The sequence below is a fragment of the uncultured Collinsella sp. genome (assembly GCF_959026545.1).
Classification (GTDB): Bacteria; Actinomycetota; Coriobacteriia; order Coriobacteriales; family Coriobacteriaceae; genus Collinsella.
In genome coordinates this window covers 37,666-54,840 of record NZ_CAUFLV010000009.1, presented here as the reverse complement: position 1 = coordinate 54,840, position 17,175 = coordinate 37,666, and the positions used below count along the sequence as shown (strand labels likewise).

At 60.9% G+C, this 17,175-nt stretch carries 12 protein-coding genes and 6 tRNA genes; 16 read left to right on the top strand and 2 right to left on the bottom strand.

From position 1 onward, the window contains the following. The first annotated feature begins 18 nt into the window (after positions 1-18). From Q5Q88_RS05740 to Q5Q88_RS05700, 9 genes are all read left to right on the top strand, one after another. On the top strand, positions 19-1,698 hold the full coding sequence (locus Q5Q88_RS05740; RefSeq protein WP_302742255.1) for an ABC transporter substrate-binding protein: 1,680 nt from the start codon (positions 19-21) through the stop codon (positions 1,696-1,698). A 218-nt stretch (positions 1,699-1,916) separates the two neighbouring features. Then, positions 1,917-2,951 (top strand): ABC transporter permease, encoded by a 1,035-nt coding sequence (locus Q5Q88_RS05735; RefSeq protein WP_118653986.1) that lies wholly within the window; start codon positions 1,917-1,919, stop codon positions 2,949-2,951. Positions 2,952-2,984: 33 nt separating this feature from the next. Beyond that, positions 2,985-3,917 (top strand): ABC transporter permease, encoded by a 933-nt coding sequence (locus Q5Q88_RS05730; protein WP_233546203.1) that lies wholly within the window; start codon positions 2,985-2,987, stop codon positions 3,915-3,917. Positions 3,918-3,921: 4 nt separating this feature from the next. After that, the gene (locus tag Q5Q88_RS05725) at positions 3,922-5,055 is read left to right on the top strand and encodes an ABC transporter ATP-binding protein (RefSeq protein WP_118653984.1); all 1,134 of its coding nucleotides are present in this window, start codon (positions 3,922-3,924) and stop codon (positions 5,053-5,055) included. Then, complete coding sequence (locus Q5Q88_RS05720) at positions 5,056-6,078, top strand: ABC transporter ATP-binding protein (RefSeq protein ID WP_118653983.1); 1,023 nt, start codon at positions 5,056-5,058, stop codon at positions 6,076-6,078. Positions 6,079-6,333: 255 nt separating this feature from the next. Beyond that, complete coding sequence (locus Q5Q88_RS05715; RefSeq protein ID WP_302742251.1) at positions 6,334-8,073, top strand: ABC transporter substrate-binding protein; 1,740 nt, start codon at positions 6,334-6,336, stop codon at positions 8,071-8,073. Between the two features lie 208 nt (positions 8,074-8,281). Then, a tRNA-Leu gene (locus Q5Q88_RS05710) sits at positions 8,282-8,371 on the top strand. Positions 8,372-8,491: 120 nt separating this feature from the next. Beyond that, complete coding sequence (locus Q5Q88_RS05705; RefSeq protein WP_118653981.1) at positions 8,492-10,798, top strand: SpoIIE family protein phosphatase; 2,307 nt, start codon at positions 8,492-8,494, stop codon at positions 10,796-10,798. Positions 10,799-10,850: 52 nt separating this feature from the next. Continuing rightward, positions 10,851-11,579, top strand: coding sequence for an anti-sigma factor antagonist (locus tag Q5Q88_RS05700; protein WP_118653980.1), 729 nt, complete (start codon positions 10,851-10,853; stop codon positions 11,577-11,579). A gap of 133 nt (positions 11,580-11,712) precedes the next feature. On the opposite strand, the gene Q5Q88_RS05695 is transcribed toward Q5Q88_RS05700, so the two are convergent. Beyond that, a tRNA-Cys gene (locus tag Q5Q88_RS05695) sits at positions 11,713-11,786 on the bottom strand. A gap of 43 nt (positions 11,787-11,829) precedes the next feature. After that, positions 11,830-11,905: transfer RNA gene (locus Q5Q88_RS05690), tRNA-Gly, on the bottom strand. A gap of 344 nt (positions 11,906-12,249) precedes the next feature. Here Q5Q88_RS05690 and Q5Q88_RS05685 point away from each other — a divergent pair. From Q5Q88_RS05685 to folE, 7 genes are all read left to right on the top strand, one after another. Further along, positions 12,250-12,324: transfer RNA gene (locus Q5Q88_RS05685), tRNA-Val, on the top strand. Positions 12,325-12,327: 3 nt separating this feature from the next. Then, a tRNA-Gly gene (locus Q5Q88_RS05680) sits at positions 12,328-12,403 on the top strand. 43 nt (positions 12,404-12,446) lie between these two features. Next, positions 12,447-12,520: transfer RNA gene (locus tag Q5Q88_RS05675), tRNA-Cys, on the top strand. A gap of 468 nt (positions 12,521-12,988) precedes the next feature. Beyond that, a complete protein-coding gene (gene nrdD / locus Q5Q88_RS05670; protein ID WP_118653979.1) occupies positions 12,989-15,211 on the top strand; it encodes an anaerobic ribonucleoside-triphosphate reductase in 2,223 nt (740 codons plus the stop codon). Positions 15,212-15,220: 9 nt separating this feature from the next. After that, complete coding sequence (gene nrdG / locus Q5Q88_RS05665; RefSeq protein WP_118653978.1) at positions 15,221-15,802, top strand: anaerobic ribonucleoside-triphosphate reductase activating protein; 582 nt, start codon at positions 15,221-15,223, stop codon at positions 15,800-15,802. Positions 15,803-15,911: 109 nt separating this feature from the next. Beyond that, positions 15,912-16,526, top strand: a complete 615-nt coding sequence (locus Q5Q88_RS05660) for a GNAT family N-acetyltransferase (protein WP_294124058.1) — start codon at positions 15,912-15,914, stop codon at positions 16,524-16,526. A gap of 75 nt (positions 16,527-16,601) precedes the next feature. Next, positions 16,602-17,171: a GTP cyclohydrolase I FolE gene (gene folE / locus Q5Q88_RS05655; protein ID WP_294159704.1), complete on the top strand. Its 570-nt coding sequence runs from the start codon at positions 16,602-16,604 to the stop codon at positions 17,169-17,171. Positions 17,172-17,175 lie beyond the last annotated feature (4 nt).

Genomic DNA, 17,175 nt, shown 5'->3' with positions numbered 1-17,175 from the left:
CATTATAAGGAGGATGGCATGGCTGATACCAAATTTACCCAGCCCGTGATGGGTCGTCGTACGTTTGTGGGCGGCGCCCTCGCCACGGGTGCCCTTGCTGCTCTCGCCGGTTGCGGCGGCGGTGGCGGCACTGAGGGCAGCGGCACCACCGCGGCTCCCGCCGGCGACAACGTGATGGGCTTCTATCTCTCCGAGCCCGCCTACATCGACCCGTACAACGCTCAGGAGAATCAGGGCACCGCTATCGCGCGCGCCATGTTCGATGGCCTCATGACCTGGGACTGGGACACCAACTCCGCTGTGCCCGTGTGTGCCGCCGAGGCCCCGACCGTCTCCGAGGATGGTCTGGTCTACACCTTCAAGCTCAAGGAGGGCATGAAGTTCCACAACGGTGACGCCGTCGACGCCGAGTCCTTCGTCCGCGGCTGGAAGCGCGTTGCCTCCCCCAAGATGGAGACCCCGTCCGACATCTGCTACCACCTCGCCCCGGTCGCGGGTTACGCCGAGTTCAACGCCGGCGACACCGATGAGTTCACCGGTCTCAAGGCCGTGGACGAGCTCACCTTCGAGGTCACCCTTTCCGCTCCGATGGCCGACTTCCCGGCCGTGTGCTGCCACCCTGGCCTTGTGCCGGTTCCCCAGGCCGCCGTGGACGATCCGAAGTCCTTCCTCGAGCAGCCGATCGGCAACGGCCCCTTCAAGATGGACGAGCCCTGGAAGCACAACCAGTACATCAACCTCGTGAAGTTCGACGAGTATCACGGCGAGGCCCCCAAGATCGACGGCGTGTACTGCTCCATCCAGAAGGACCCGGACACCGCTTACAACGAGTTCAAGGCCGGCACCATCGACTTCGCTCAGATCCCGACGGGCCAGATCAAGGACAATGTGGACAAGTACGGCAAGTCCGAGGACGGCTACACCTCCACCCCGGGCAAGCAGTGCCTGTTGGGCGTCGAGCTCTCCACCTACTTCATGATTCCGTGCTCCCAGGATCCGGTGCTCGCCGACGTGAACGTCCGCCGCGCCCTCTCCCTGGCCATCAACCGTCAGAACATCGTGGACACCCTGTACGAGGGTTCCCGCATGCCCGCCACCTCCATCATGCCGACCGCCATTGACGACTCGGAGGAGAATGTCTGGCAGTACTGCAAGTACGATCCCGATCAGGCCAAGCAGATTCTCGAGGACGCTGGCTACACCGCAGACGCCGATGGCAAGCGCGGTCTTGAGGTTACGCTGAACTACAACGGTGACGGTGGTCACGAGGATCTCATGTCCACCATCCAGCTCGACCTTGAGGCCGTTGGCTTCACTGTCAAGCAGGACGCCGTCGAGTGGGCTACCTACCTCGACAACCTCTCCAAGGACGAGTTCTCCCTTGGCCGCCTTGGTTGGACTGCCGACTATCCGACCATGGACAACTTCCTGTATCCGAACTTCTACACGGGTGCCGACAACAACTACGAGAAGTACTCCAACCCTGAGGTCGACAAGATGATGGAAGAGGCCCGTCAGATCCAGGACGAGGAGGAGCGTAAGGCAGCTTGCCGCAAGGTCTGCGCTCTCATCGGTGAGGATATGCCGGTTATTCCGATCATGTTCTACGCTCACAACTACGTCGCCTCTGAGCGCATGAAGAACTTCAACTACGACGCTCAGACCATCCCACACTTCGAGACGGCTGAGATCGCCTAGCGACCGGGATCAAAACCCGATAGCGCATGAACAGCAGGACATCGCGCAAGCGGTGTCCTGCCTTTGTTTGGCGGGTAATGCTGCAAAGTGCGGAATCGATCGTGTATATCTACGCATAATCCCCGCAGTATTCCTTAGCGGGTGACGTATAATTGCAATTTACGCTGCGACATACTGCAGCAAAGTGTAGTGTCCAAGAGACTAGGGAGGGTATCGCTGTGCTCAGGTACATCCTCAAGCGAATCCTGCAGTTCATCCCGGTCTTCCTCGGCGTCACGCTCATTCTGTTCATCATGCAGAATGTCGTGCCCGGCGATCCCATCAAGCTGATCGCCGGCGAGAAGAAGCTCGACCCGGTTACCGAGATGAACATCCGCGCCGCTCACGGCTTAATCGTGACGGACGAGAACGGCGACATCGTTTTCGACGAGAACGGTGACACCATCGAAACCCCCATGTGGGATCGTTACTTCACTTATCTGAGCGGCCTGCTCCATGGTGACCTTGGCCGTTCCTACCAGCGTGGCATCGACGTGTCGACCATGATTCTCGATGCCTATCCCTACACGGTGCAGATCGCCGTTGTCGCCATCGTCATCGAGGCAATTGTGGGCATTGGCGCCGGTATCATCTCGGCTATTAAGCGGTACTCCTTCTGGGACATCCTCGTGACCCTCACCACCTCGATGCTCGTGGCGATGCCCGCGTTCTGGCTCGGTCTGCTCCTCCAGTTGATATTTGGCATCTGGCTTAAAGACGCTACCGGCGGTGCCGTTGCGTTGCCCGTCTCGGGCGTCCCCGGTCCGCGCCCGATGTTCCCCGGCTGGATGTACTACATCCTTCCCGCCATCACGTTGGCTGCGGTATCCACCGCCTACACGGCCCGTATCATGCGTTCGCAGCTGATCGAGGTCATGAACCAGGACTACATCCGCACTGCCAAGGCCAAGGGCCTCTCCAAGCGCTCGATCATCTTCCACCACGCGCTCAAGAACGCCCTGATCCCGGTCGTTACCTATGTGGGCATGGACTTCGGTGCGATGCTCGCCGGTGCCATCCTGACCGAGACAGTCTTCAACTGGCCCGGTATCGGCCAGATGACGTACACCGCCATCACTCGCCGCGACTGGCCCATCGTCATGGGCGCCGTCACGGTCATCGTCATCGTGGTCATGATCATCAACCTGATCGTCGACGTGAGCTACGCGTTCCTCGATCCGCGTATCCGCCTTGGTAACAAGAGCGATAAGTAGGAGGCAAGAGACGTGCAGTACCCAATGAATACAATGGGCGAGCAGGTTCGCGCCGCCGCGGCCGAGGCCCATGTCGTTGCCAATGGCTCCGACAAACCCACGCGCACCCTGTGGGGTGACGCCTTCAAGCGCCTGAGGAAGAACAGGCTCGCGATGTTCGCCATCGTGTGGATCCTCATCGTCGTCGTCATCGCGGTCACCGCGGACCTGTGGGTTCCGAGTGTGCTCGGCGATCCGAACGCATCCGACACGGCCACCATGGTTATGAACTCCCGCCTTGCACCGTCCCTCCAGCATCCTTTTGGCACCGACACCCTTGGCCGCGATGTGCTCTCCCGCGTCATCTACGGCGCGCGCATCTCGCTGACCGTCGGTATCGTCGCCACGGGCATCTCCACTGCCATCGGACTGGTCATGGGCGCACTCGCCGCATACTACGGCGGCATCTGGGACACCATCATCATGCGTCTGGCCGACATCTTCCTGGCGTTCCCCTACACGCTGTTCGTCATCGCTATGATCGCGGTCATCGGCAATGGTATTCAGAACGTGTTTATCGCCATCGGCATCCTTGGCTGGCCCTCGATCGCCCGCGTGTTCCGCTCCGCCATCCTCTCCGTCAAGGAGAGCGACTACGTGGATGCCGCCCGATCCATGGGCGCTTCCGACGCGCGCATCATCGCCCGCCATATCTTCCCCAACTCCGTTGCTTCTATCGTGGTCTATGCCACTATGAACATCGGTGGCGCCATCCTGACCGAGTCCGCCCTGTCCTTCTTGGGCCTCGGCGTCGTCCCGCCCGATCCGTCGTGGGGCACCCTCATCCAGGAGGGTCAGAAGTACCTGCAGACCGAGCCGTGGCTCATGATCATGCCCGGCATCGCCATCCTGACCACCGTGCTCGCGTTCACGTTGCTCGGCGACGGCCTGCGTGACGCTCTCGACGTGAAGATGAAGGACGCGTAAAACCATGGCTAAGAACAACGATACTTTCGTGGACCTCAAGACGCAGCCGATCCCCGAGGGCCAGCATCTGCTCGAGGTCGACGACCTGAAGATGTACTTCCACACCGAGGACGGCGTCGTGCATGCCGTTGACGGCGTGAGCTACACGCTCGATCGCGGCGAGACGCTCGGCGTGGTGGGCGAATCCGGCTCTGGCAAGTCCGTGACCGCCATGACCATCATGGGCCTCATCTCCATGCCTCCCGGTAAGATTGAGGGCGGTTCCGTGACCTATCGCGGTCGCGACCTCCTCAATATGTCTGAGGAGGAGATGCAGCACGTCCGCGGCAATGACATTGCGATGATCTTCCAGGACCCCATGACCTCGCTCAACCCGGTTTACAAGATCGGTCGTCAGGTGGGGGAGGGCCTTCGTCTGCACCGCGGCTACTCCAAGCAGGAGGCGCTCAAGCGCGCCACTGAGCTGCTCGACCTCGTGGGCATCCCTGAGCCCGAGAAGCGCGTGAACGAGTATCCGCACCAGTTCTCCGGCGGCATGCGCCAGCGCGTCATGATCGCCATGGCTCTCGCCTGCGATCCCGACATCCTGATTGCCGACGAGCCCACTACGGCCCTCGATGTGACCATCCAGGCGCAGATTATCGAACTTATGCAGGAGATGCAGGAGAAGAACGGTAACGCCATCATCATGATTACCCACGACCTGGGCGTCGTCGCCGACATGGCCGACAAGATCATGGTCATGTACGCAGGTCACCCCGTGGAGTTCGGCACTGCCGACGAGATCTTTTACGAGAGCCGCCACCCCTACACCTGGGGCCTCATTCGCTCCATTCCCGAGCAGGCTACCGACGAGAAGAAGCCGCTTACGCCAATTCACGGCAATCCACCGTCGCTCGTCAACCTGCCGCAGGGTTGCGCGTTCGCGCCTCGTTGCCCGTATGCCACGGAGCTCTGCCACAAGGAACGCCCCAAGAAGTTCGTCATGGACAACGGCCATTACTCCGAGTGTCATTACGCCGATGATGATGCCTTCGTGAAGAAGTTCGCACCCGACACCTCCCGCTCCCGCGGGACCATGCCGACCGCGATTCCCGATAACGTGGATGTCGCAGCTTCGAAGGGAGGCGAGGCCTAAATGGCAGACAACAATACTCCGCTGCTCAAGGTTGAGCACCTCACGAAGGAGTTCCCCACCGGCTCCGGTTTCCTGGGCGGTAGGTTCTCCAAGAAGGTCGTCTCTGCGGTGAATGACGTCTCATTCGAGATCCGCGCTGGCGAGACCTTCGGTCTAGTGGGCGAATCCGGTTGCGGTAAGTCCACCACCGGCCGCGCCATCATGCACCTCGACCCGCCGACGTCCGGCAAGGTGTACTTTGAGGGCAAAGATATCTCCAAGATGAACAAGGCCGAGCTCAAGGATATGCGCCGCGACATGCAGTTCATCTTCCAGGATCCGTATGCATCGCTCAATCCGCGTATGACGATCGGCGAGATTGTTTCCGAGCCCATGGTCATCCATGGCATCGGTACGCCCGAGGAGCGCATGGATCGCGTTCGCGAGCTGCTCGACGTCGTTGGCCTCAATCCCGAGCACATTAACCGATATCCGCATGAGTTCTCTGGTGGCCAGCGTCAGCGCGTCGGTATCGCCCGCTCGTTCATTCTGCGTCCGAAGCTGATCATCTGTGACGAGCCCGTTTCCGCGCTCGACGTCTCCATTCAGGCCCAGGTTCTGAACTTGCTGAAGGACCTTCAGCAGCAGTACGGTACCGCCTATCTGTTCATTGCCCACGACCTTTCCGTCGTTCAGCACATTTCCGATCGCGTCGCCGTCATGTACCTCGGTAAGATGGTCGAGCTGTCCGACTGGAAGAGTCTGTACGCCGAACCGAACCATCCGTATACGCAGTCGCTGCTCTCCGCCGTGCCGGTCCCCGATCCGGACGTGCAGAAGAGCCGCAAGCGCATCATTCTTGCCGGTGATCCGCCGAGTCCGATCGACCCGCCGAGCGGTTGCCGTTTCCACACGCGTTGCCCGATCGCGCAGGGCAGATGTGCCGAGGAAGTGCCCGAGTTCCGTGAAATCGGCGCGGGCCACTTCTGTGCTTGTCATTATGCGACGCCGTTCCCCATCAAGGAGTCGTACATCGACCTGTAAGGGCCCCTCAGCCCTCATGACGCCAACCGATCAAACGTCCTCGAAAGCCCGCCTTTGGCGGGCTTTCTGCGGAATGTACGCTTGGATGTGAAACGCGAGGGCTGTCCGTACTTAGTCGCGAGCGTGGACGAGAAAAGTCTCATGCATGAGGGGACTTTGCTGGGATGGTCACTGCTCGGTTGGGGTTGCGCGGGTTTTGCTTTAGAGTGGTGGGATGAAAGTGCATCTGTGCAATAGATCCGGGAAGGGGCCGAGATGATCGACAGGCGTGCATTCCTAGGCGCTGCGGCATGCGGTGTGATGGGGCTTGGACTAAGCGGGTGCAGCCAGGTTGAGGGTGGCGATGCGGGCTCAAGTGATGACGTCCCGCCCTCATGGGTGACGTGTCGTATCGGCAAGCCCTCGGCAATCGACCCCCTGCTCGTCTCCGATCGGTTTGGCCTCCAGGTGCTTCATGCGCTTTTTTGCCCCCTCACGCGCATTGTGGACGGCGTGGCGACACCCGCTGCAGCCCGCAGCATTACCGCTTCCGATGACGCGCGCACGTTCACCTTCAGCCTTGTCGAAGGTGCGACGTTCCACAATGGTGAATCCGTCACGGCCTCTTGCTTCAAGCGGGCGTGGGAGCGTTTGGTCAAGCCGATGTCCGACGATACGGATGAGGATCGGACACACAAGGAGAATGGTGGCGAGGGCCCTCGTAGCCGCTGGGGATCCTTGCTTTCCGCCATCGATGGGTATGATGCCCTGTCTGGCGGCCGGGCCTCGGAATTGGTCGGTTTGCGCTGTCCTGACGACCTCACGCTTACCGTGTCGCTTACCGAGCCGCATGCAGCCTTCGCCTCGATTGTCTCGCATCCAGCTCTCGGTCCTGTTCCCGCGAGTGCGGAGGACAATCCCGTTATGTTTTCGGAACAGCCCATGGGCAATGGACCGTTCATGTTAGACCGCCCGTGGAAGGGAAAGGGCGACATTCGGCTCACGCGCTTTGACGAGTGCGCATATGGTGCGAGCTTGGTGGATGGCGCCCTACTCGCCATTCATGACGACACCGTTGCCGCATACAACCATTTCCAGGCGGGTGTCCTCGATATCTGCGATGTGCCCGTTGACCAGTTGAAGGATGCCGAAGATGCGCGCGGCATTTCGTCGAGCGTGGGGATCATGAAACCGGGCGAGCGGTTCGTTCAGGGGCCTGAAGCCGGGTTGACGTACATGGTGTGCAACACGCGTGTGGCCCCGTTCGACAACGCCGTCTTTCGCCGTGCGATTTCCTGCGGTATCGACCGCGAAGCCCTTTGCAAGAAGGTGCTCAATTACAGCGCCGCTTCCGCCATGAGCCCGGTTGCCCCATGCGTGGGCGAGGCGGTGTCGTGGGAGGCGTGCGCGTTTGATGCTGACCGGGCTCTGGAGCTCATAGAGGGGCTGAGCGCGCAGGAGCGGGAGGACGAGGCCCAGCAGACCATGGGTTCTGCCGAAGAGTCAAAAGACGCTCCAGAGATGACGGCGGAGCCGCTGAATCTCGATTTCACCCTAACGTATCGCGAGGGGGGCGTGCAGGGGCGCATCGCCGACCAAATCGCGAGCGATTTGTCCGACTTGGGGCTGACGGTGAAGACCGCTGCGCTGGCAGCGGAAGACCTCGCCGAAAGCCTTGATAAGGGCGATTGTGCGTGCTGCCTCGTCACGTTCGACCCGGCGGCTGCCACAATCGACACGGTGGTGTCCCAGTTGCTTGGCACCACGTCTGAGCGAGGCTCATGGGCGGGATACGAAGATGATGCGCTCACCGCCGCCCTCACCACCATGGCCGAGCAGCGCGACGCGACGGAGCGTACCGAGCGCGCAAGGGAGGCCCTTGTCCTTGCGTCCGAGGCGATGCCGATGATCCCCCTGGTGCATCCGGCGTATGCCAAGGTCGCATCTGATCGCGTGCAGATGGCGAATGTCTTGCCGAACGGGCTCGTCGATCTTGGTTCCGTAGAGCTCGTCTAGCCCTAAATCCCCAGCGGGGAAGGGCGGATCTTTCTTACTGCCAGGCCCCGCCTCTCACCTGCGTTCAGAGGGATCTTTGCAGGTACTTCTTGCAAGGAAGTCTTCTGCAGGCCCTTTCGCAAAACTTTTTTGAAAAAGGGGCTTGCGCGAATGATGGGACTCGGGGTACTATCTTCCTCGTTGCAGACGCGGTAACGCGAAAGCAAACGTCGGAGTGGCGGAATTGGCAGACGCGCTAGCTTGAGGTGCTAGTGACCACATTTCGGTCATGCGGGTTCAAGTCCCGCCTCCGACACCACGCATGTGAAACGCGAGCCCGGTTTGGGTTCGCGTTTTTGCTATATATCGCACGCGGCCGTGCGATTCGCCGGCAGCCCCCTCGCGCGTCCGCGTTATGTTGGTACGGCGGAGGTGGCGCATGGAACATATGCACAACGAGGAATTGAGCGACGTCGCCCGTTTGGTCGAGGTGACGAGTGACGCCGTCGCTATCTGTGATGCCGACGGCGCGGTACGCCATGTCAACCGCCAGTTTCTCGTCCTCCAGAAGATGAGCCGCTCCCAAGTCGTCGGCGCCGACATCAAAGACCTGCTCTACAGTTCGGGATTTGAGCGAGCCGCCGGTCACAAGATGCCTTTTTCGTCCGATGGCGAAGAGAACACGCTGATGCTCAAATTGCCCGACGGCTCCTTCATCCCCGTACGCGTACGTGCGCTTGAGCTCATCGAGACGGAGAAGGGCGACTGCCATGCGCATCGATATGTGGTCGCCATCCGCAGCCTCGAGGAGCAGTACGCCCACGATCGCAAGACGCAGCGCCTGCTTTCTGAGCTCCAAGCCGCCAATAAACGCCTCTCGGGCACGCTGTCGGTCATCATGTCCACGGTGGGCTCCAGCGATATGTCGACGTTGCTGGACACGGTGCTCAACCGCATGGCCGACACGCTCGATGCGGCGGGAACGACCATCTACTTTGCCGAGGGTGGCGGCTTCAAGCTGCGCGGTGTGAGCCGAGGCATTGCGGCCAGGTATGTACCCGATTTCATTCCCTATGGCGCGGGTGTGCCCACCCACGTCCTACGCGAGCAACGAGCCTGCCGACTGTCGCTGGTGCCCGTCGATCCCGCAGACCCTACGGCACCCGGCGCCTTTTATGACCTCGATGCCCGTGTGCGGCACAACGTGCGCCTGCAGGACATGCCTCCATTCAAGACCATGATTGCGGTCCCCGTGTACTTTGGAACGCAGGTTTTGGGCGTTGTTGAGCTCGGCTGGACGCGCCCGTGCAATCCGCGCATCTACGACGTCCGTGTTCTCGAGGTCATATGCGATTATCTGTCCATTGAGTTGATGGGGGTGGTGAGCAGTCTGCGTGCCGCGCGCACCTCGTCCCTCACGCGCTCGCTTAGTCGAATTCGCGAGCTTTTGTACGCGAACGGAAAGGACCCCATTGCGGCATGGACCGAGATGACAAGCGAAGTCACTGAGCAGTTGTCTTGCCACCTTTTGCCCGTGTTACATGATGTGGAGCGCGGTGCCTACGTGATTGACTTTGATGGCGGAAGCCGCATGGACCTTCCCTGCGACGTTGAGGAAATGTTTTTCTCGGTGACGACTCCCGCTGCCCGAGTGGGCGCTCCCGCATCGGCCGACCTGCTTGGTGACGAGGCGGGTGCCCTCGCGGCGCCCGAGCCTCCCAAGCAGATTCGCTTGGCGCGTGTGGACCGCATCACCTGGGTCGGTGAGTGGCTTGAGCGTCACGGCCTTCCGTGCCAGGGCGTTTTCGTGGATATGGGTCGCGAGCAAGACGAGGGCGCATTTGTCGAAGACGACGGCCCGTTCGCCGCCGTCCTCCCGCCCCGTCGATTCTTGTTGCTACGTGATGATTCCCAAGAACCCGTGGACGATATGGAGTTCGATTACCTGACGCATCTCGCGCATGACTTCGAGCTCATCATGGACGGGGCCGTGCAGCAGAAGAGCGAGCGTCGCATTGCCCAGACCTTGCAGGCTGGCATGCGCAACGACCTTGGGGTTGTTCCGGGCATCACCTCGGATTCGCTGTATTCTTCCGCCACGCGCCAAGCGCTCGTGGGGGGCGACTTCTACACCCTCATCCGCCTGCCCGACGATCGCGCCGTGATGATTTTGGGCGATGTGTCGGGAAAGGGCGTGGAGGCTGCGTCGATGTCCGCGCTCGTCAAGACGGCACTCACCGCATATGCCTGGGAGGGGGCGAGCCCGGCGCGTATGGCGCGGTCGCTCAACCGCATGCTCATGAGTTTCTCGCGCGTGGAGACCTTCGTGACCATGTTCATCGCAAAGCTCGATCTGCGCCATGGGCGCGCGACGTATTGTTCGGCCGGCCATCCCCCCACCATGCTCGTGAAGGCCAACGAGGCCGATGGCGTGGAGGCGGAGTTGCTGAGCGTCCAGTCGGGTGTGGTGGGCGCCTTCTCGAGTATGGTGTACGAGAACGGTACCTTCTCGTTTAACCCCGGGGACATTCTCTTTATGTACACCGACGGTGCCATCGAGGCCCGCGATGCTGCAGGCGAGTTCTTTGGCGAGGCTCGTTTGCGTGAGGTGCTGCTTCGTGCCGCTGCTGAGGGCGTTGAAGGCCTGTGCGCACAGGTTCTGGATGAGCTCGATGCATTTACGGGTTCGGCACTCGATGACGATATCGCCCTCGTGGCGTTGAGGTTCGACCGGCGCGGCGTCTGATGCGTTTGCGTGCGAGGGTATCGGTGGACGGTGAACGGGGAACCATAGCAACATGAACGAGTGGAATGACATAGCCGTAATCGCCCCGGCGGGCGATATCGATATCGCTTCGGTACCGCGCCTGCGTGAGCAGGTCGATGCCCTCATCGAAAACGGGGTACGGCGCATTCTGGTGAACTGCCAGAATGTGAGTTTCATCGACTCGACGGGGCTGGCGTTCCTGCTCGTGCGCGCGCGGACGCTATTCGATCGCGAAGGGCTGCTCTCGCTGGTGAACACCTCTCCCCAGGTGGTTCGCTTTCTCCAGATCGCCCGCCTGCTGGACGCCCTGCATGTTTCGGCCGCAGAAAAGCCGCCTATTCCGGTGCTTGCGCCCGATGCGCCGCCCCTGTGGAGCAAAACGCTCGCCATTCGACCCGGCGTCGAGAACCTGGGCATGTACCGGCACCGCATCGCTGAGTTGCTGGGTGGCCTGCCGCTGTCGCGCGATGACTGCTTCGACACCGCTTTGGCGGCGGGCGAAGCGCTGTCGAATGCCTACGATCATGCCTGCGGCGGCAAGGGGAGCACCATGACGGTGATCGCCTACACCGACCGCGTGGTGATCGAGGTGCGTGATTGCGGGTGCGGATTCGAGATCGCGGACGGCGAGGAACCTCCAGAGAGTCGAGAGCGCGGTCGCGGCATCCGACTCATGCGCATGTTGGTCGATAGCGTCGACGTGCGCCGTCGCGTCGACGCGCCTGGCACGCAGGTGCGCCTTATCAAGATGATCGCTTGATGCTCCTGCGGCGGGGCGGGGATCGCATTCGTTGCCACTGGTTTTGTTTTGGCGCCTGGGCAATGACCCCTCTTGACGAGCATGGTCTGGTACGGAAAAGGGCACCCCAAAGGATGCCCTCAATCAAATCATATGGAGGCGGCTCCCGGATTCGAACCGGGGGTAAAGGCTTTGCAGGCCTCTGCCTTACCACTTGGCCACTTCGCCTTATATGCAAAGGGCCGATTGAAATCGGCCCCGGCACATTCAATGGAGCGGACAACGGGGCTCGAACCCGCGACCCCAACCTTGGCAAGGTTGTGCTCTACCAACTGAGCCATGTCCGCTTGCGAGAAAGTACTATACGCAATCAGACGATAATGTGCAAGTCATTTTTCATGATTGTTTACGCTGCTGGGGTGATCCTTGGGGTCGTCCAGACAGCGACCGCCTGTCCTCACGGGCACGCCGCGACAAGTCCGCACCGGTGCCGCGGCGACGAGTTCTTGCCGCAGGGCTCGTTGGCTTGCGTGAGTCGCAGGCATCCTCCTCGAGATCGGTGCGCGGTAATCTGCGTAAAACCCGAGATTAGACTGCTGTTTCAAACAATTTTAAAAAAGATGGAAAAAGTTGTTGACCGAACGCTCGTATCTGGGCTATATTAATCCCCGCGCTGATGCGCACCTGAGTTGGGCGATTAGCTCAGGGGGAGAGCACTACCTTGACACGGTAGGGGTCACAAGTTCAAATCTTGTATCGCCCACCATAAGCGGACATGGCTCAGTTGGTAGAGCACAACCTTGCCAAGGTTGGGGTCGCGGGTTCGAGCCCCGTTGTCCGCTCCATTGAATGTGCCGGGGCCGATTTCAATCGGCCCTTTGCATATAAGGCGAAGTGGCCAAGTGGTAAGGCAGAGGCCTGCAAAGCCTTTACCCCCGGTTCGAATCCGGGCTTCGCCTCCATATGATCATGCTGGGCACCCCACGGGGTGTCCATTTTTTCTTTCGTTCCTCCGCGTTCCGAGTGCGCGAAGCCCAATCACAACATATAGGCTTCCTGCGGTTATGGTGAGGGTCTCTTGTTCCACTTGTCGGCGACTGGCGGAGAACTTGTGGACACCTCGGTTGCGGCTCCCGCGCGCATTTTGGCATCAATGCAGGTGGGGGAGGGTGAGCCCTCTTCTACTAAGCGTGCGATTTTTGCAACTGTGAATGAGAGGTAAAAAAAGCACATTGCTGTTGACCTGCTAAAACACAACATATAGTGATTCCGTTTACGGATGTCACCAGATATTGATGACAAAATGCCGTATCATACTTGTGAAAGGCAATGATGAGCCTCGACCCCGCTGCCATATGCAAATGCGTGGGGCCGGGGCTTTCCTATCCCGTAACGAAGTCACGAGCAAACTTGGGTCGCGGAGGAGTCACATGAAGATCATCAAGCGCAGCGGTTCCGAGGTCACGTTTGACCTCCAGAAGATCATCAACGCCATCAACGGCGCCAACAGTGAGGTCAAGAGCAGTGAGCGCCTCACCGATCGTCAGGTTCGCTACGCCGCGGAAAACGTCGCCGACCGCTGCGAAGAGGCCGGCCACACGGTCTCCGTCGAGGAGATCCAGGACATGGTCGAGGATGAGCTTATGGCCCTTGACCGCTTCGAAGTCGCCCGTCGTTACATCATCTACCGTTACGTGCAGGGCCTCAAGCGCCAGAAGAACACCACCGACGACAAGATCCTGTCACTCATCGAGTGCAACAACGAGGAAGTCAAGCAGGAGAACTCCAACAAGAACCCGACCGTCAATTCGGTGCAGCGCGATTACATGGCCGGTGAGGTTTCCAAGGACCTCACGCAGCGCGTCCTGCTTCCCGCCGAGGTCGTTGAGGCCCACAACGAGGGCATCATCCACTTCCACGACTCCGATTACTTCGCCCAGCATATGCATAACTGCGACCTCGTGAACCTTGAGGACATGCTGCAGAACGGCACGGTCATTTCCGGCACGCTCATTGAGCGCCCCCACAGCTTCTCCACCGCCTGCAATATCGCCACGCAGATCATCGCCCAGGTCGCCTCCTGTCAGTATGGCGGCCAGTCCATCTCGCTCACGCACCTCGCACCGTTCGTCGAGGTCAGCCGTCAGAAGATCCGTCGTCAGGTCGAGGCGGAGCTCGTCGAGCTTGGCGTGGATGCCCCCGAGGAGAAGGTGTCCGAGGTCGTGGAGACCCGCCTGCGCGATGAGATCCGCCGTGGCGTGCAGACCATCCAGTATCAGGTCGTCACCCTCATGACCACCAACGGCCAGGCGCCCTTTGTGACGGTGTTCATGTACCTCAATGAGGCCCGCAGCGAGGCCGAGAAGCGCGATCTTGCCATGATCATCGAGGAGACCCTGCGCCAGCGCTACGAGGGCGTGAAGAACGAGGCGGGCGTGTGGGTCACCCCCGCGTTCCCCAAGCTCATCTACGTCCTCGAGGAGGATAACGTCCGCGAGGGCTCCGAGTACTTCTACCTGACCCAGCTCGCGGCCAAGTGCACCGCCAAGCGCATGGTGCCCGATTACATCTCCGAGAAGAAGATGCGCGAGTTCAAGCTCTCAAAGGGTGAGACCGAGGGCAACGGCGATTGCTACACCTGCATGGGCTGCCGCAGCTTCCTCACGCCCGATCGCTCCGGCAACGGGTATGACAACGTGGCCCGCGCCAAGAACTACGAGCCCGGCAAGCCCAAGTACTATGGTCGCTTCAACCAGGGCGTCGTGACCATCAACCTGCCCGACGTCGCGCTCTCCTCGCAGGGCGACATGGACAAGTTCTGGGAAATCTTCGATGAGCGTCTGGAGCTGTGTCATCGCGCCCTGCGCTGCCGCCATGAGCGCCTTCTGGGCACCCTGTCCGACGCCGCGCCCATTTTGTGGCAGTACGGTGCTCTGGCGCGCCTGGACAAGGGCGAGAAGATCGACAAGCTGCTTTTTGGCGGCTACTCGACCATCAGCCTCGGCTATGCCGGCCTGTACGAGTGCGTGAAGTTCATGACGGGCGCCAGCCACACCGATGAGAAGGGCACGCCGTTCGCCATGGCGGTCATGCAGCGCATGAACGACAAGTGCAACGAGTGGAAGGCCGCGGAGGACATCGACTACTCCATCTACGGCACCCCGCTGGAGTCGACCACCTACAAGTTCTCCAAGTGCCTGCAGCGCCGCTTCGGCATCATCCCCGGCGTGACGGACAAGGGCTACATCACCAACAGCTACCACGTCCATGTCTCGGAGGAGATCGACGCCTTCGACAAGCTCAAGTTCGAGAGCCAGTTCCAGCGCCTGTCCCCGGGCGGCGCCATCTCCTACGTCGAGGTGCCCAACATGCAGGACAACCTCAAGGCGGTCATCCGCGTCATGCAGTACATCTACGACAACATCATGTACGCGGAGCTCAACACCAAGAGCGACTACTGCCAGGAGTGCGGCTACGACGGCGAGATCAAGATCGTCGAGGACGACGGCAAGCTGGTGTGGGAGTGCCCGCATTGCGGCAATCGCAACCAGGAGACGCTGAATGTCGCCCGCCGCACCTGCGGCTACATCGGCACGCAGTTCTGGAACCAGGGCCGCACGGAGGAGATCCGCGATCGCGTGCTGCATCTGTAGGGGAATCGGATGAACTACGCGGAGATCAAGCACTTTGATATCGCCAATGGCGAGGGAGTGCGCACGACGCTGTTTGTGAGCGGGTGCCGCCGTGGGTGTAAGAATTGCTTTAACGAGGTGGCGTGGAACTTCGCCGCGGGCAAGCCCTTCACGGCCGAGGTGGCCGACGAGATCATCGGGAGCCTGCGCCCCGATTACGTGGACGGGCTGACGCTGTTGGGCGGCGAGCCCATGGAGCCCGAGAACCAAGAGGGCCTGGTCGAGTTCGTGGAGCGCGTTCGCAAGGAGTTCCCGCGCAGCTGCGGCAAGACCATCTGGTGCTTTACAGGCGACACATGGGACCGCGAGCTCGTGGCGGGTGGGCGACACCATACGGAGTTCACCGACCGCTTGCTTGCCTGCATCGACGTGCTGGTGGATGGCCCCTTCGTCCAAGACCTGCACGACATCACGCTGCGTTTTCGCGGTTCGTCCAACCAGCGCATCATCGACATGCCCGCCACGCTCGCCGCGCTCGCTGCGGGGGAGGCCCCCGCGGACGCTGTGCGTCTGTGGAGGGACGCCGAGGTGTACGCAGCGCATTCGATGTAGGCGCGGTCGGCGAGGACGGGATGGGCCGCGCGGTGGTCACGGCATCGCGGCAGTCGGTGGCGTTTGATGTGTGTCACCACGGCATGTGGCGCACGGGAAAGGGGAGACGATGCGAACGTTGGAGACAGATAGGCTCGTGCTGCGTCGCTTTACCGAGGCGGACGCGTCGGCGCTGTTCCCCATGATGAGCGATGCGCAGGTGAATCGTTTCTTGCCGTACGCCGTGCACGGGAGTGTGGCAGATACGGCGAGCTATCTTGAGGAGAATTACCTGCGATGGTATCGCGCGGCCGACGCGGACGAACGCCGCTCGGATGGGCTGCCGCTCGACATGCATTGCGCGATTTGCCGCAAGCGCGGCCGCGTAGAGGCGGGCGAGTTGCTCGGCTTCGTGAGCATCGACGCTGAGGGCGACGCATATGATATGGGGTACGCCCTGGCTCGCGATGCGCAGGGCCAAGGCTTCGCGACCGAGGCGGTGCGAGCGATGCTCGGTGAGGCTCGCCGAGCGGGCTATCCATTCGTCACGGCGACGCACGATGAGCTCAACCCGGCATCTGGTCGCGTGATGGAGCACTGTGGCATGACATATCGCTATTCGTATCGAGAGCACTGGCAGCCCAAGGGCATTGACGTGGTATTCAAACTCTGTCAAATCGACTTCGCGCCCGATGCGTCAACCTACTCGGGCTATTGGGAGCGCTACCCACAGCATTGGGTGTAGAGGCCGCATGGTGCGGCTCGTGTCTTCCGGCGCGTGGTACGATTGTCGATATTATCTGCGGAAAGTGAGTGAAACATGGTCGATCAAGATAAGGTGTGCGAGGCGGTTCGCCTGCTGCTCGAGGGCATTGGCGAGGACCCGACGCGTGAAGGGCTCCTCGAGACGCCCGATCGAGTTGCACGCATGTACGCCGAGCTCGCGGGCGGCATGGATCAAAGCGCGGCCGCGCATCTATCTAAGACCTTTTCCGTTACCGAGAGCGGCCTCGTCATAGAGCGCGATATCCCGTTCTACTCCCTGTGCGAACATCATCTGCTGCCCTTTTACGGCACGGTGACCATCGGGTATATTCCGAATGGGCGCGTGGCGGGGCTTTCCAAGCTTGCACGCACGGTCGAAGTGTTCGCCCGCCGACTTCAGCTGCAAGAGCAGCTCACCGGCCAGATTGCCGACGCCCTCATGGACAATCTCGACTGTGCCGGGGTCATCGTGCTCATCGAGGCCGAGCACCTGTGCATGACCATGCGCGGCGTGCAGAAGCCCGGCACCAAGACCACCACGCTTGCCCGTCGTGGCGTATGTGCCGAGTCCGGCGTCGAGGCCGCGCAGTGGGAAGAGCGTTTCTTCCGCATGTTGGGGAGATGACACC

Bases quoted from the DNA above. Each gene is read 5' to 3' on its own strand.
- Q5Q88_RS05740 (WP_302742255.1), top strand. From the start codon at position 19: ATGGCTGATACCAAATTTACCCAGCCCGTGATGGGTCGTCGTACGTTT.
- Q5Q88_RS05730 (WP_233546203.1), top strand. From the start codon at position 2,985: ATGGGCGAGCAGGTTCGCGCCGCCGCGGCCGAGGCCCATGTCGTTGCC.
- Q5Q88_RS05725 (WP_118653984.1), top strand. From the start codon at position 3,922: ATGGCTAAGAACAACGATACTTTCGTGGACCTCAAGACGCAGCCGATC.
- Q5Q88_RS05720 (WP_118653983.1), top strand. From the start codon at position 5,056: ATGGCAGACAACAATACTCCGCTGCTCAAGGTTGAGCACCTCACGAAG.
- Q5Q88_RS05715 (WP_302742251.1), top strand. From the start codon at position 6,334: ATGATCGACAGGCGTGCATTCCTAGGCGCTGCGGCATGCGGTGTGATG.
- Q5Q88_RS05705 (WP_118653981.1), top strand. From the start codon at position 8,492: ATGGAACATATGCACAACGAGGAATTGAGCGACGTCGCCCGTTTGGTC.
- Q5Q88_RS05700 (WP_118653980.1), top strand. From the start codon at position 10,851: ATGAACGAGTGGAATGACATAGCCGTAATCGCCCCGGCGGGCGATATC.
- nrdD (WP_118653979.1), top strand. From the start codon at position 12,989: ATGAAGATCATCAAGCGCAGCGGTTCCGAGGTCACGTTTGACCTCCAG.
- nrdG (WP_118653978.1), top strand. From the start codon at position 15,221: ATGAACTACGCGGAGATCAAGCACTTTGATATCGCCAATGGCGAGGGA.
- Q5Q88_RS05660 (WP_294124058.1), top strand. From the start codon at position 15,912: ATGCGAACGTTGGAGACAGATAGGCTCGTGCTGCGTCGCTTTACCGAG.
- folE (WP_294159704.1), top strand. From the start codon at position 16,602: ATGGTCGATCAAGATAAGGTGTGCGAGGCGGTTCGCCTGCTGCTCGAG.